At 74.4% G+C, this 14,140-nt stretch carries 16 protein-coding genes; 7 read left to right on the forward strand and 9 right to left on the reverse strand.

Going from position 1 to position 14,140, the window contains the following annotated elements:
- Nucleotides 1-57 precede the first annotated feature (57 nt).
- Entirely contained in the window at nucleotides 58-441 is a 384-nt protein-coding gene (locus ACZ434_RS23995; protein ID WP_468459088.1) for a DUF3037 domain-containing protein, read from the reverse strand.
- A complete protein-coding gene (locus ACZ434_RS24000) occupies nucleotides 438-1,202 on the reverse strand; it encodes a HipA family kinase (protein ID WP_468459090.1) in 765 nt (254 codons plus the stop codon). Before ACZ434_RS24000 ends, ACZ434_RS23995 begins: the two co-directional genes overlap by 4 nt.
- Before the next feature lie 200 nt (nucleotides 1,203-1,402).
- On the opposite strand from ACZ434_RS24000, the gene ACZ434_RS24005 reads away from it, so the two are divergent.
- Complete coding sequence (locus tag ACZ434_RS24005; protein WP_468459092.1) at nucleotides 1,403-1,888, forward strand: Rieske (2Fe-2S) protein; 486 nt, start codon at nucleotides 1,403-1,405, stop codon at nucleotides 1,886-1,888.
- A 40-nt stretch (nucleotides 1,889-1,928) separates the two neighbouring features.
- Complete coding sequence (locus ACZ434_RS24010) at nucleotides 1,929-2,399, forward strand: pyridoxamine 5'-phosphate oxidase family protein (protein WP_468459094.1); 471 nt, start codon at nucleotides 1,929-1,931, stop codon at nucleotides 2,397-2,399.
- On the opposite strand, the gene ACZ434_RS24015 is transcribed toward ACZ434_RS24010, so the two are convergent.
- On the reverse strand, nucleotides 2,374-3,324 hold the full coding sequence (locus tag ACZ434_RS24015) for a LysR family transcriptional regulator (protein WP_468459096.1): 951 nt from the start codon (nucleotides 3,322-3,324) through the stop codon (nucleotides 2,374-2,376). The genes ACZ434_RS24010 and ACZ434_RS24015 overlap by 26 nt on opposite strands.
- 75 nt (nucleotides 3,325-3,399) lie before the next feature.
- Between ACZ434_RS24015 and ACZ434_RS24020 the strand changes: the two genes are divergently transcribed.
- Nucleotides 3,400-4,347, forward strand: a complete 948-nt coding sequence (locus tag ACZ434_RS24020; RefSeq protein WP_468459098.1) for a DMT family transporter — start codon at nucleotides 3,400-3,402, stop codon at nucleotides 4,345-4,347.
- A 626-nt stretch (nucleotides 4,348-4,973) separates the two neighbouring features.
- Here ACZ434_RS24020 and ACZ434_RS24025 read toward each other — a convergent pair.
- The gene (locus tag ACZ434_RS24025; RefSeq protein ID WP_468459100.1) at nucleotides 4,974-6,311 is read right to left on the reverse strand and encodes an aminotransferase class I/II-fold pyridoxal phosphate-dependent enzyme; all 1,338 of its coding nucleotides are present in this window, start codon (nucleotides 6,309-6,311) and stop codon (nucleotides 4,974-4,976) included.
- Nucleotides 6,312-6,346: 35 nt separating this feature from the next.
- On the opposite strand from ACZ434_RS24025, the gene ACZ434_RS24030 reads away from it, so the two are divergent.
- On the forward strand, nucleotides 6,347-7,033 hold the full coding sequence (locus ACZ434_RS24030) for a pyridoxamine 5'-phosphate oxidase family protein (RefSeq protein ID WP_468459102.1): 687 nt from the start codon (nucleotides 6,347-6,349) through the stop codon (nucleotides 7,031-7,033).
- A 331-nt stretch (nucleotides 7,034-7,364) separates the two neighbouring features.
- On the opposite strand, the gene ACZ434_RS24035 is transcribed toward ACZ434_RS24030, so the two are convergent.
- The 4 genes from ACZ434_RS24035 to ACZ434_RS24050 all read right to left on the reverse strand — a co-directional run bounded on the left by ACZ434_RS24035 (nucleotide 7,365) and on the right by ACZ434_RS24050 (nucleotide 11,013).
- Nucleotides 7,365-8,324: a DMT family transporter gene (locus ACZ434_RS24035; protein WP_468459104.1), complete on the reverse strand. Its 960-nt coding sequence runs from the start codon at nucleotides 8,322-8,324 to the stop codon at nucleotides 7,365-7,367.
- 226 nt (nucleotides 8,325-8,550) lie between these two features.
- Nucleotides 8,551-9,552, reverse strand: coding sequence for an EamA family transporter (locus ACZ434_RS24040; RefSeq protein ID WP_468459161.1), 1,002 nt, complete (start codon nucleotides 9,550-9,552; stop codon nucleotides 8,551-8,553).
- Nucleotides 9,553-9,598: 46 nt separating this feature from the next.
- Entirely contained in the window at nucleotides 9,599-10,132 is a 534-nt protein-coding gene (locus ACZ434_RS24045) for a Clp protease N-terminal domain-containing protein (protein WP_468459106.1), read from the reverse strand.
- 173 nt (nucleotides 10,133-10,305) lie between these two features.
- A complete protein-coding gene (locus ACZ434_RS24050; RefSeq protein WP_468459163.1) occupies nucleotides 10,306-11,013 on the reverse strand; it encodes a PadR family transcriptional regulator in 708 nt (235 codons plus the stop codon).
- A 163-nt stretch (nucleotides 11,014-11,176) separates the two neighbouring features.
- Here ACZ434_RS24050 and ACZ434_RS24055 point away from each other — a divergent pair, with 163 nt between their 5' ends.
- From ACZ434_RS24055 to ACZ434_RS24065, 3 genes are all read left to right on the forward strand, one after another.
- On the forward strand, nucleotides 11,177-11,377 hold the full coding sequence (locus ACZ434_RS24055; RefSeq protein WP_468459108.1) for a VOC family protein: 201 nt from the start codon (nucleotides 11,177-11,179) through the stop codon (nucleotides 11,375-11,377).
- Nucleotides 11,378-11,438: 61 nt separating this feature from the next.
- Nucleotides 11,439-12,374 carry an aminoglycoside phosphotransferase family protein gene (locus ACZ434_RS24060; protein ID WP_468459110.1) on the forward strand — a complete coding sequence of 312 codons (936 nt, stop codon included), beginning with the start codon at nucleotides 11,439-11,441 and terminating at the stop codon, nucleotides 12,372-12,374.
- A 70-nt stretch (nucleotides 12,375-12,444) separates the two neighbouring features.
- A complete protein-coding gene (locus ACZ434_RS24065) occupies nucleotides 12,445-13,254 on the forward strand; it encodes a PhzF family phenazine biosynthesis protein (RefSeq protein WP_468459112.1) in 810 nt (269 codons plus the stop codon).
- A gap of 55 nt (nucleotides 13,255-13,309) precedes the next feature.
- Here ACZ434_RS24065 and ACZ434_RS24070 read toward each other — a convergent pair whose 3' ends face one another.
- Nucleotides 13,310-14,110, reverse strand: coding sequence for a CPBP family intramembrane glutamic endopeptidase (locus ACZ434_RS24070; RefSeq protein ID WP_468459114.1), 801 nt, complete (start codon nucleotides 14,108-14,110; stop codon nucleotides 13,310-13,312).
- Nucleotides 14,111-14,140: the final 30 nt, after the last annotated feature.

The following is a 14,140-nucleotide window of genomic DNA, read 5'->3' on the forward strand; positions in this document are numbered from 1 at the left end:
ACCGTGCGCCGCGTCCGGTGCGCGGGGCTGCGAGCGGTGACCGCGTGCGGGGCCCGGTCAGCGGACGAGCAGGTCGAGCAGTCGCTCCGCTTCCGCCGCCGGATCGGCGGTGAGCCCGGTGTGCACGGGGCCCGGCTGGACGATGGTGGACCGCGGTGCGATCAGCCAGCGGAAACGCCGTCCGGCGTCGTCGCCCGCCGCCTGCCCCGCCGCGTCCCCGCCCGCGCAGACGTCCTCGACCGCGCGCAGCGCCGCCCGCACACCGGGCAGGTCGGCCGCGGGGTCGAGGGCCAGCAGCCGCGCCTCGTCGAGATGGGTGCGGGCCGCGACGAAGGACCGGTGCCGGCAGTACACGAGGACCCCGGCGTTGACGCACTCGCCGCGTTCGATGCGCGGTACGACCCTCAGCAGGGCGTACTCGAAGACGTGCCGGTCGCTCACTGGTCCCTCCGCAGGCCGTGGATGTTCCGGTGGACGGTGGCCGCGCGGGCGAGCAGCGGCCCCGCGTAGGCCAGCCGGAGCTCGTCGGGCGTGTCGAAGCCCGGCTCTCCGGCCAGCCAGACGTCGGGGACCTCCGCGGTGACCTCGGCCAGCAGTTCCTCGGTGACCCGGGGCGCGAGGTCCGCCGCGGCGGCCGCGATGTCCGGTTCGAAGGTGCTCAGCGCGTGGTCGGAGGCATCGTAGGGGCGTGCGGCGGAGGCGGCGGCGCCGGGCCAGTTGTGGTGCCAGATCATCGTCGCGCCGTGGTCGACGAGCCACAACTCGCCGCGTCGGCGGAGCATGTTGGGGTTGCGCCAGGAGCGGTCGACGTTGTTCACCAGGGCGTCGAACCAGACGATCCGCCCGGCCTCCTCGGGGCCCACCTCGAAGGCGAGCGGGTCGAAGCCGAGGGCGCCGGAGAGGAAGTCCATGCCGAGATTGGTGCCGCCGCTGGACTTCAGCAGCTGCTGCACCTCCGGCTCGGGCTCGCCGAGCCCCAGCACGGGATCGAGCTCGACGGTGACCAGCCGCGGCACCCGCAGCCCCAGCCGGCGGGCGAGTTCCCCGCACACCACCTCGGCGACGAGTGTCTTACGGCCCTGCCCGGCACCGGTGAACTTCAGGACGTACGTCCCGAGGTCGTCGGCCTCGATCAGTCCCGGCAGCGAGCCGCCCTCGCGCAGCGGCGCGATGAAACGGGTCGCGATGACTTCCTTGAGCATCGCCCCAGGTTACCGGCGTGTCCTCGCACGTCGGAGGGGACCGGGCGGGAAGGTCGGGCGCCCGACAGGGAAACGACAGCTGTGGTTTACGCCCGTCCGACCGCGGGCGCGCCAAGCTCTCCGCACTGCCTGAACAGCGTGGGCACGCTGACCGTACCTCTCCCCGGATCGACTGTCCGCCCCGGAAGGAACACACCGGCATGACCGCATCGCTTCACTCCGCATCGGGACCCGCCCGCCGAACCGTCGTGGCGGCGGCCGGAGCGGCGGGCCTCGCCGTAGCGCTGACCGCGTGCGGCGGTTCCGACGACGACGCGCCCGGCTCCTCGGCGGACTCCGGCTCCGCCGGCGGCGCACCGGACGACGGCGCGGGCGACGGGGGCGGCGATGCCGCCGGTGCCGCGCCGCTCGCCTCGACCGCCGACATCCCCGAAGGCGGCGGGAAGGTCTTCGCCGACCGCAAGGTGGTGGTCACCCAGCCGGCGGCGGGCGAGTTCAAGGCGTTCTCGGCGACCTGCACCCACCAGGGGTGCGCGGTGAAGAGCGTCGCCGACGGCGTCATCAACTGCCCTTGCCACAACAGCAACTTCTCCATCAGCGACGGCAGCGTGAAGGGCGGCCCGGCGACCGCGCCACTGCCGGCGGTGGAGATCACCGTCAGCGGGGACTCGATCACCCTCGCCTGAACGGCCGCGCCGGGTACGACATGAGAGAAGAAGGGACCGTATGACCGCCACGCAGCGCCGGGGCCGCAAGATCATGATGACGCCCGGGGAGCTGGACGACTTCCTCACCGTCCAGCGCACCTGCCGGGTCGCCACGGTCTCCTCCGACGGGGCTCCGCACGTCAGCACGCTCTGGTTCGCCTGGGACGGCACCTCGCTGTGGCTCTACTCCGTGGTGCGCAGCAGGCGCTGGGCGGATCTGCGGCGGGATCCGCGGGTGGCGATCGTGGTGGACACGGGCGAGGAGTACGACGAGCTGCGCGGCGCGGAGCTGTCCGGGCGGGTGGAGTTCGTGGGCGAGATCCCGCGCACCGGCGAGCTGCGCGCGGAACTCGACGTCCCGGAGACGCTGTTCGCCCGTAAGAACTTCGGTCTCGAGGAGATGCCCCACGACGGCCGGCACGCCTGGCTGCGGCTGACCCCGGAGAAGATCGTCTCCTGGGACTTCAGGAAGCTGCCGACGCTGCCGTAGGACGCCCGCCGCTCTCCCCGCCTCCCCCGACGCGCTCCCCCGCCGCCCGCAGTGCCCGCACCGCCGCGCGGATGGACGGGCGGCGGTCCGCGTCCGCGCGCCAGACCACGAAGACATGCCGGCGCACCCGCTGCCGGAGCGGGACGGTCACCACTCCGTCCGGCAGCGGGTTGCGGCCCAGCAACGGGGCGATGCAGACGCCGAGACCCGCCGCGACCAGGCCGAGCTGGGTGTGGCTCTCGGCGGCGAGGTGACCGACGATGGGCTCGATGCCCTTGGAACGCAGGGTGAACATCAGCCACTCGTGGCAGAACTCGCCCTCGCCCCAGGTGATCCACTCGTCCTCGGCGAACTCGGCGAGGTCCACCTCCGTGCTGCCGGCCAGCCGGTGGCCGGCCGGCAGCGCCACGTCGGCCGGATCGTCGAGCAGCAGCGCCTTCACCAGGCCGTCGGGCAGCGGCATCGGCTTGTTGTACCAGTCGAGCACCACGGCGAGGTCGAGGTCCCCTCGTACGACTGACCGGATGCCCTGCTCGGGTTCCAGTTCGCGGGAGCGCACACGCAGCGCGGGATGCCGTCGGCGCAGATCGGCGAGCGCGACCGGGAAGAGTCCCCGCGCGGCGGTCGGGAACGCCGAGAGCCGCAGCTCGCCGGCGACCTGACCGCGCTGCGCCTCCAGGTCGGACTGGGCCAGCTCGACCTGGGAGAGGATGCGCGCGGCGTGCTCGGCGAGCAGCCGGCCCGCGTCCGTGAGCCGCACCCCGCGCCCGTTCTTGGCGAGCAGCTGCTGACCGACCTCGCGCTCCAGCTTGGACATCTGCTGGGAGACGGCGGACGTCGTGATGTGCAGCCCCTCGGCCGCGCCGCTGACCGATCCGTGCCGGGCGAGGGCGTCGAGGGTGCGCAGGCGCTCCAGGTTCAACATGTAAGCGATGCTACGAGATACCGGGTGCGAAATCTCGATTGTGCTACGAGATGGGTGTACCGCATCGTTGCGACCATGAGCAGCGTCACCGCGAGCACCACCACGCCGGTCCCGTCCGGACCCGCCCCCGAAGCCGGCCGCCCCCGCCTCGACTGGCGCCTGCGCTTCGGCACGCTCTCCCTGATCTGGGGCTTCAGTTTCCTCCTCATCAAGGTCGGCACGCAGGGGTACGCGCCGTTCCAGGTCACCCTCGGGCGGCTGGCCTTCGGGACCGCCGTCCTCGCGGTCGCCATGGCGGTACGGCGGGAGCGGCTGCCGCGCGGTGCGCGCACCTGGGGTCATCTCGCGGTCGCCGGGTTCCTGCTGAACGCGCTGCCGTTCTCGCTGTTCGCCTTCGCCGAGCTGACCATCCCGTCCACACTGGCCGGCATCTGCAACGCGACCTCGCCGCTGTGGGGCATGGCGCTCTCGCTGGTGGCCCTGTCCGAGGACCGGCCGACCCGGGTGCGGGTGGCGGGGCTCGGGCTGGGCTTCCTCGGGGTGCTGACCGTGCTGGGCGCCTGGCAGGGATTCCAGGGCCTGGACGCCCGCGGTACCGCGCTGGCCCTGCTGGCCTCGCTGAGCTACCCCGTCGGCTGGATCTACGTCCGCCGCACCCTGGCCGGCAGCAGCCACTCGAACCTCTCCCTGACCGGCGGCCAGTTGCTGCTCGCCACGGCCCAACTGGCGGTCGTGACCCCGCTGTTCACCTCGCTGCCGACCTCCTTCGCCGTCGGCCCGCTGCTCGCCGTCGTCGCGCTGGGCACACTGGGCACCGGCCTCGCCGTCCTCATCCAGTACGGCCTGGTCGCCGAGGTCGGCCCGACGACCGGCCAGATGGTGACCTACTTCGTCCCGGTGATCGCCGCCGCGGCCGGCATCGTGCTCCTCGGCGAGACGCTGACCTGGTCGACACCGGTGGGCGCGGTGATCGTGCTGGCGGGCGCGGCACTGACGCAGGTCCGGCCGAAGCGACGGGCGTAGCAGCCGGCGCCCGGTGCGGCGAGCGACACCGCGCCGGGACGCCGGGCGCCCGGCCGACCAGCGCCCGCCCGTCCGGCGCCGCGCCCGGGGCAACAACCCGCACCGGGCTCGGCAAGACCCGGCAGCGCGCCCGCGTTACGGGCGAGCGCGCCCCGCCGCAGCGACCCTCAGCAGGGCCGTCACCCGCACACCGCCGGGCACCCCTCCCGAGGCCGACCGACCAGCGCCCGCCCATCCGGCGCCGCGCCCGGGGCAACAACCCGCACCGGGCCCGCCAAGACCCGACAGCGCGCCCGCGTTACGGGCGAACGCGCCCCCGCCGCAGCGACCCTCAGCGGCGCCGCCACCCACACACCGCCGGGCGCCCCTCCCGAGGCCGACCGACCAGCGCCCGCCCATCCGGCGCCGCGCCCGGGGCAACAACCCCCACCGGGCCCGGCAAGACCCGACAGCGCGCCCGCGTTACGGGCGAGCGCGCCCCGCCGCAGCGGCCCTCAGCGGGGCCGTCACCCGCACACCGCCGGGATTCCGGGACCAGGGCTCCGACGGACCGGGGCGATGCGTCCCGGCGGCCACACCATGGGGCCCCGCCGCACGGCCCGCCGTCGGTCGCCCCCCTCCGCGTCTCACGCGTACGTCCGCGCGGGCCCTCCGGCGGGGCCGACCGCCGTGGCGACGGCCTCGGACAGGGGCTCGATCTCGTCCTCGGTGAGGGTCGAGACCGTGACGCGGATTCCCGGTGGCGCGTTCATCCGGAAACGGGCGCCCGGGGCCACCGCCCAGCCGGCGTGCAGCAGCCGGGCGACGGCGCCGGTCTCGTCCGGGACCGGCACCCACACGTTCATCCCGCTGGACCCGTGCGCCGCGATCCCGCGCCGGGCCAGCGCCCCGATCAGCGCCTCCCGGCGCCGTCCGTAACACGCGGCCACGGCCGCCGGATCCACCGCGCCCTCGCTCCACAGCCGCGCCACCGCGCGCTGCGCGATCAGACTGACCCAGCCCGGCCCGAGCCGCTGCCGGCCGCGCACCCGGTCGAGGGTGACCGCGTCCCCGGTGAGCGTCGCGAGCCGCAGGTCCGGGCCGTACGCCTTGGCCGCCGACCGCACGAAGGCCCAGCTCCGGGTGGTCCCCGCGAGGGGGTGGAGGGGGAGGTCGACGATGTCGTGCCCGTGGTCGTCCTCGATGAGCAGCGTCTCGGGGTGGTCGGCGAGCACCGTCCGCAGGGCACGCGCGCGTGCCGCGCTCAGCGCGGCGCCGGTCGGGTTCTGCGCACGGTCGGTGACGATCAGGGCCCGGGCACCGTCCGCCAGCGCCTTCCGTACGTCGTCGGGGAGTGGTCCCTCGTCGTCGACGCCGACGGGGACGGTCCGCAGCCCGAGCGCCGGGACGAGGTCCAGCAGACTCCCCCACCCGGGGTCCTCCACCGCTACCGCGTCCCCGGGCCTGAGATGCGCCGTGAGCACCCGCTCGATGGCGTCCAGCGCTCCCGAGGCGACGGCGACGGGCCCGTCGGGGACACCGTCGGCGTCGAGCCGCTCCCGGGTGAGCCGCGCCAGCTCGGGGTCCACTGGAACCTGCCCGTAGAGCACCGGTTCGCGGTCGCCCTGGGCGGCCGCCGCGGCGAAGGCCCCGGCGAGCGCGGGCAGCAGCACGGGATCCGGATTGCCCTCGGACAGATCGCGCACGCCCGGCGGGACCTCCACCCGGATGAGCTCACGCGCGGTGGTGGCCGGCTTCGGCCGCACCCGGCTGCCCCGCCGGCCCGCGGTCTCGATGACCCCGCGCTCGCGCAGCGTCCGGTACGCGGCCGCGACGGTGTTCGCGTTGACGCCGAGCCGCTCCGCCAACTCCCGCATCGGGGGCAGATGTTCGCCCGGCCGCAACTCCCCTTCACCCACCGCGCGCTCAATGCTCGCGGAAATCTCCGCTGCGCGCCGCCCACTGATCCGATACTCTCCTAGCACAAAGTCAATTATGCACTAGTGCAATGGAGAGCGCCATGCAGGGGACCCAGCCGCCGCAGCAGCGGCCCGCCGCCACCTATCCGCCCACCGAGCGCACCGTCCCCACCCGCTCACCCGACCGCGCCGCGTACGACAAGGAACTGGTGCACGCGATACTCGACGAGGGCTACGTCTGCCACCTCGGCTTCGTCCGCGACGGCGCACCGGTGGTCCTGCCCACGCTGTACGGCCGGGTGGGCGAGGTGCTCTACGTCCACGGTTCGACCGGCTCGCGTCCCCTGCGCGCGGCGGCCGGGGCCGACCGCGGGCTTCCGGTCTGTCTGACCGTCACCCATGTCGACGGACTGGTGCTGGCCCGCTCGGCGTTCCACCACTCGATCAACTACCGCTCCGTGGTGGTGCACGGCCCGGCGTACGACGTGACCGACCCGGAGGAGAAGCGGCAGGCGCTCGACGCCCTGGTCGACCAGGTCGTGCCGGGCCGCGCCGCCGACTCCCGGCCGGCCAACAGGAAGGAGCTGGCCGCCACCGCGGTGATCCGCCTCGACTTGACCGAGGTCTCCGCCAAGCTCCGCACCGGTGGTGCCAACGACGAGCCCGAGGACCTGGGCCTGCCCCACTGGGCCGGTGTCCTTCCCCTGCGCAAGGGCTACGCCACCCCGCTCCCCGACCCGGGCCTGGCTCCGGGCACAGCGGTGCCCGGGTACCTGGCCGCCCTGTGACGCCGGGCCCTTCCCGGAAGGCTCCCCGCGACGACGAGTGACATCGGTGGCCGGCCGCACACGACGCCGGCCGGCTCGCGGTCGACGGCCCGCCTGACGAACCGCCGTACGGGAGACCGCCGTCCGGCCCCCTGCGACCAGCGGCGCGAAGTCACCGCCGTACGAGGGGAATTCACGTACGGCGACAAGCGGTCCGAGGCGGTACGCCGCCGGATGGCGACCGGGTCGGCGGAGCGGGTCGGCGCGCGTGGCGCGGAGGCACGCGCACACGTCCTGCTCCGGGGGACGGTCTGATCCGCGGGGCCCTCCGGCCGGAACGGGCCCCGCTCCGTCAGGCGGGTACGGCCTCCGGCTCCCCCTTGCGGGCCCGCGCACCCCGCGCCTCACCCACCGCGAGGCCCGCCACCGAGCCCAGCATCAGCAGGGTGCCGGCCAGTGTGGCCGGCGTCAGCCGCTCACCGAGCAGGGCGACCGCCAGTACCGCCGCGCTCACCGGCTCCAGCAGCATGATCACGGACACGGTGGCCGACCGTACGACGGCGGCACCGGCGAAGTAGAGGCCGTACGCGAGCGCCGTCGGCACGGAGGCGACGTACGCCAGCAGCCACAGCAGCGTGCCCGGCGCGTCGGTGTGCGGCACCAGCCCCTCGAACGCGGCGAACGGGAGCAGTACCAGGCTGGTGACGGCGAACGCCCCCACGGTCGTGCCGGAGGAGTCCACCGCGCCGTCGCGTCCCCACCAGCGGGTGAGCAGGGTCATCGCCGAGTATCCGGCCGCGGACAGCAGGGCGAGCAGGACGCCCCAGAGGTCCACGGTGGTGTCCCCGCCGCCGAGGACGAGCACCACGAGTCCGGCGAGCGCGCCCGCGACGGCGGCCAGTCCGCCGCGCCCCAGCCGCTCCCCCATGGTCAGCCGCGCGCCCAGCGCGATGAGGACGGGTCCGGCGCCGAGAGTGACGACGGTGGCCACGGCCAGTCCCGTGGCGGAGACGGCCGCGAAGTAGGCGGTCTGGAAGACCGCGAGCCCGACCCCGGTGGTTCCGGCCCGGAACGCCCTGCGGCCCAGCGGCTCGGGGGCGGCGGCGGGCCGGGGGCGACGGGACAGCGGGCGGACGGCGAGCAGCAGGACCAGACCGATGGCGCAGCGCCAGAAGGAAAGGGTGACGGGGCCCATGTCACTGGTCCGGTAGACCAGCGACGCGGCCGCGCCCGCGGTGCCCCAGGCGGCACCGGCGACGATCAGATAGAGGAGGCCTCGCCCGACGGGCAGGCCGGAGACGGCGTTCGACACGTGTTCTCTCCGCAGATGACACGCACCACGCGCGTCGGCGTGGGCGCGGAAGTTCAGGAAGGGATCCGGGGCCGGAACCGGCCGGGGCCGGAGGGGCGGGATCCGCGGACTTCGTCTGCGGGCAGCACCGTTACGCCCGGCGACCAGCCGGACGGATGTACCGGAGGGCCCGCCTCAGGCGGCCGGAGGCGGAAGAACGAGTGCGCGCGCATGCATGATCAGCACCTTATGCCGTGGTTCCGGGCGTGGACAACTCACGTTCCGGCCCACCGCCGGCCACCGGTTTCCCGGAGCCCTTGGCCGGGGCGGAGGACTGGGCGATGAAGGCACCCGCCAGCACGACCGCGCCGCCCACGAGCTGCGGCGCCGACAGGTGCTCGCCGAGCAGGAACCAGGCGAGGACGGTGGCGATGACCGCCTCCAGGCAGGCCACGACTCCGGCGACCTGCGGCGACAGCCGGCGGACCGACACCACCCCGGTGATGTACGCGACGACCGTGGCGACGAGGACGATCCAGCCCAGCAGCACGAACGCGGCGACCGGTGTGCCGTCCATCTCCGCGCTGCCGGTGAGCACGGACCAGTCCATGGACCAGGGGCGCGCGACGACGGTCAGGACGGCCGCGCCGATCAGCAGTCCGTAGGCGATCACGCCGAGCGGGTCGGGAGCCTCCTCATCGTCGCTGCCCTGGTCGGACAGTACGAAGTATCCGACCTGACAGCAGGCGGCGCCGAGCGCGAGCAGCAGTCCGAGGGCGTCGAAGCCGAGACCCGACCACACCTCCACGACACAGGCGAGGCCGCCCACCGCCAGGACCACGCCGACCGCGGCGGCGCGGGTCACCGGCCGCCGCTGCACGAACCGCACCCATCCGAGCACGAGCGCCGGCGCCAGATACTCGACCAGCAGCGCGACACCGACCGGGATGCGGGAGATCGCCGCGAAGTAGCAGGCCTGGACGCCGGCGACGGCGAACAGGCCGAATCCGGCGAGCAGCCCGGGCCTGCGGCGCAGCAGTCCCCGGTGCCGCACCGCCAGCGGCAGCATGACGAGCGCCGCGCCCGCCACGCGCAGCCACACGACGTGCAGCGGGTCGAGACCCGCTTCGATCAGCGGCTTGGCCGCCACACCGGATCCCCCGAAGGCCAGGGCGGACAGCAGCGCGAGACCGAGCCCGACGCCCCTCGCGCGGTGGCTCCGGGTGGTGACAGAGGTAGGCACCGGCACATGATGGCAGGCGCCGACAGGAGCGTCACCCCCCATGACACCTGTCTCACCGGCTGGACGGGGCCTCGAGCCGGGCGAGCACTTCCAGGGCGTCGATTCCGGCGCGCCCCAGCACCTCGACGGCGCGTGCCTGCGGGTCCGCGACGATGGCGGCGAGCAGGTCCGTGCCGGACGCCGGGCCGTCGCCGTGACGGGCGGCGCGCTCGTGGGCGCGCTCCATGCAGCCGGCCGCCAGCGGTGACAGGCCCGCGGCCTCGGCCACCACGGGGACGCCGCCCGAGTCCTCCACGGCACCCTGCCAGCGCAGGCCGTAGCCGATGCTGCGCTGGACCAGGTAGCCGAGCAGCCGGGCCATTCGCGGCCCCTCGCCGAGGACGGCTCTCACCTCGGCATCGGATTCCAGCAGTGAGTGCAGCAGATGGGCGGTGTCGATCTGCCGGTCCCCGTCGCGGACCGCCCGGCGGCGGGCGCCGGCGACCACCGCTGCCAGCTCGGCGCCGAGCCTGGCATCGTTGTCCGGGCGGTGGATGCCCTGCTCCGGGAGCTCGCGGTCCTGCTGCCGGGGGATACGGGGATGCACATCCCCACCCCATCAGCCCCGCGGGCCCGGGGCATCCCCGGCGGGAAGCATCTTGGCATCCCACGGGAAGTGGACGTCCCGGGCCGCGATCTCCTCCTTGCGGAGGAGATCAAGGCGTCTCCCGCCGAGGGGCGCGCGCCGGTTTGCGGCACGCCCCCGGCCCCGGTGTCCGGTCAGTCCTCGTCGGCGAGGATCAGATACAGCTTCTTGCGGGTTTCGTTGATGACGGCGAGGGCCTTCTCCCGCTGCTCCTTGCTGCCGGTCTTCCAGACCTGGCCGAAGGCCTCCATCAGTCCGGAGCCGGCCTGCCGGATCTCGCTCAGCGCCTCCCAGTCGACCCCGCGCGAGGCCTCCTCCCAGGGAGCCTCCGGGCCCTCCTCGGCCGCCGTGCGACCTGCGTCGGTGAGGGAGAACAGCTTCTTGCCGCCCTCGGACTCACTGATGATCAGGCCCTCGTCCTCCAGCAGCTGAAGGGTGGGGTACACCGACCCGGGACTGGGCTTCCACGCCCCGCCGCTGCGCTCGGCGATCTCCTGGATCATCTCGTAGCCGTGCATGGGGCGGTCCTTCAGCAGAGCCAGGATCGAGGCCCGTACGTCACCTCGCCGGGCCCTTCCCCTGGGCCCCCCGCGCCCTCGCCCGCCCCACGGGCCACCGTGGCCGAACCCCGGACCGAACGGCCCGCCGGGGCCGCCCGGCCCCCCGCGCCCTCGCCCGCCCCACGGGCCACCGTGGCCGAACCCCGGACCGAACGGCCCGCCGGGGCCGCCCGGCCCTCCGGGCCCGAAGGGCCCGAACGCCGCACGCAGCCGGTCGAAGTCCCCCCGGCCGCCCCGCGGGCCGCCGTGACCATGTCCACGCTCGTAGCCATGCGTACGCATCGCCATCACTCCATTCCTTCGTTGATCGATCGCGATACCTCAACGATATATCGAGATAGCTTGTTGGGCAAGACTCGACAACCGATTGACGACCCGTCCGAGCGGCTGGCCGCGTTCTGGTCCGAGTTGCTCGGCCGGCCGGTCGTGGGCCGCACGGGGCCCGGTGGACGGCTGCGTCGACGTCACCTCGACCGACCCGCTCGCTGAGCGACAGCGTGTCGAGGCGCTCGGCGGACGCCGGCTGGAGGAGTACGACGCCGGCGGGTTCCTGGTGACGGCGGATCCCGAGGGCAACGAGTTCCGCGTCATCCCCGACGGCCCCTTCGAACGCGACGACGAGGGGCGCGCGGACTACCTCGGCTGACCGGCCTTCCCGTCTGCTCCGGTACGTCGTCGGCTCCCGTCGGCGGGTACCGTGACTCCGCATGACGCACACGGAGATCGAGATCACCGCTGACCTGGTCCGCGGTCTGCTGTGCGAGCAGCACCCCGATCTGGCCGGACGGCCCCTGAGGCTCGGTGCGCGCGGCTGGGACAACCAGCTCTGGCGGCTCGGTGACGACCTTGCCGTCCGGCTGCCCTGGGCGACGCAGTCCGCGGACGGGCTGCTGCTCAAGGAGCACGCCTGGCTCCCCGTTCTCGCTCCGCGTCTCCCCCTGCCGGTCCCCGTCCCGCAGCGCCTCGGCGAGCCGTCCGAGCGGTTCCCGCGGCCCTGGCTCGTCACCACGTGGGTGGACGGCTCGCCCGCCGACCTCGCCCCCGCCACACGCGCCGCCGAGGCGGCCGACAGCCTGGCCGCCTTCCTGACCGCGCTGCACCGGCCCGCCCCCGAAGGGGCCCCGGCCGGCCGCGACCGCGGGGGGCCGCTCGCCGGCCATGCCGAGGGGTTCGCCCAGCAGTTGTCGGCGGCCACCGAGCGGGGACTGCTTTCCGACCCGGACGCCGTCCGCGAGGTCTGGGAGGACGCCGTGGCCGCGCCCGGGTGGGCGGGGCCCGCCCTGTGGCTCCACGGCGACCTGCACCCGGCCAACGTCCTCACCGCGGACGGCGCCTTCTGCGGCGTGATCGACTTCGGCGACCTCTTCGCCGATGACCCGGCCTGCGACCTCGCCGCCGCCTGGACCCTGCTGCCGGACGGGGCCGTCGACCGCTTCCACCGTGCCTACGGGCCCGCCGCGGACAGCGCGACCCGGCGACGCGCACGCGGCTGGGCGGTGCTCAAAGCCCTCGTCTGTCTCCTCATCGCGGACGCGGGCGTCCACGGCCGCCCGGGCGGCAAGCGCACCTGGGGCCCGCCCGCCCGGTCCGCGCTGCGCCGCCTCACCACGACGCCCCACCGCCGCGGTGCGACGGAGCGATGACCGCCCACCGGTCCACCTCCCGCCCATTGGCCTTGGTCTCCCGCCGCCCACAGCCCGTACGGTCAGGGCCATGCGGATTCGAATCGTGGACGCCTTCACCGACCGGCCCTTCGCCGGCAACCCCGCCGGGGTACTGCTCCTGGACGCCTTCCCGGACGACGACCGGCTGCAGAGCGTGGCACTGGAGGTCAACCACGCCGAGACCGCCTTCGCCCATCCCCTCCCCGACGGCGCCGAGGCCGACTGGGCGCTGCGCTGGTTCACCCCCACCACCGAGGTGGCCATGTGCGGCCACGCGACCCTGGCCACCGCGCACGTCCTGCACACCACCGGCGCGCACCGGGGACCGGTGCGGTTCGCCACGCGCAGCGGCGTGCTCGTCGCCACCCCCGGTGAGGACGGCACCGTCACGCTGGACTTCCCCACGGCCCCGCTCACCGCGGTCGACATCCCCGAGGGCGTCGCCGAGGCGCTGGGCGCCCGGCCCCTCACGGCGTTCGACACCGGCCCGGACATCGGGGACCTGCTCGTCGAGGTCGCCGACGAGCGCACCGTCCACGCCCTGCGCCCCGACCTCAAGGCCCTGGCCGCCCACTCCGAGCGCGGCGTCATCGCCACCGCCCGCGCCGAGAACCCCGCCCTCGGCTACGACTTCGTCTCCCGCTGCTTCTTCCCGAACGTCGGCATCGACGAGGACCCGGTGACCGGCAGCGCGCACACCGCGCTGGCCCCGTACTGGTCGGAGCGTCTCGGCCGCGCCACCCTCACCGGTCTCCAGGCCTCGCCGCGCTCCGGCCGCGTCCGTACGGAAGTGCGCGGCGCGCGCACCCTGTTGAGCGGGCGGGCCGTGACGGTCATCGAGGGCGACCTGCTGGTCTGAGCCCGGCACGGCGCAGGGGGCGTACCGCCGCGCGGCACGCCCCCTCGTCGCCGTCTCAGGCCGTCGGGAGCCAGTCCACCTTGCCGGCCAGCAGCGCGTACCCCACGAACGCCCCGATGTCGAGCAGCGTGTGCGCGACCACCAGCGGCCCGACGCGGCCCCAGCGCCGGTACAGGTACACGAACACCACGCCCATGACCATGTTGCCGATGAAGCCGCCGATGCCCTGGTAGAGGTGGTACGTGCCGCGCAGCAGCGAGCTGCCCGCCAGGGCGGCGCCCGGGGACCAGCCCAGCTGGTCGAGCCGGCGCAGCAGGTAGGCGAGGACGATGACCTCCTCGACGATCGAGTTCTGCAGCGCCGAGAGGATCAGCACGGGGTACTTCCACCACACCTCGGGCAGCGCCTCCGGCACCACGGTGAGGTTGAAGCCGAGGCCGCGCATGGCCAGGTAGAAGGCGATGCCGCTGCTGCCGATGACCGCCGCGACCGCCGCCCCGCGGCCGAGGTCGGACCAGGGGCGGGTGCGGTCGAAGCCGAGCGTGCGCAGCCCCGCGCCCTCGCGCAGCAGGAAGTGCGCGACGAGCGCGACGGGGACGAGCGCCGTGGCGATCCCGAAGAGCTGCCAGGCCAGGTCCAGCCAGGGGCGGCCCGGCGCGGCCGAGGCGTTGAGGGTGGCCGCCTGGTCCTTCAGCCCGCCCGGCCGGGTGACCGAGCCGACGAAGCTGATCAGCGCCGAGACCCCGCTGGCGCCCAGCGACAGCGCGAGCACCAGCAGCGTCTCATTGCGCAGCGTCGTCCGTGACAGCTTCCGCTCGGGAAGGGAATCGGCCCCCGGGCCCGCCTCCGCCTGCACACCTGCCTCCACATGACCGATCGGTGCGAT

It is taken from the genome of Streptomyces sp. NPDC030893 (assembly GCF_055571535.1).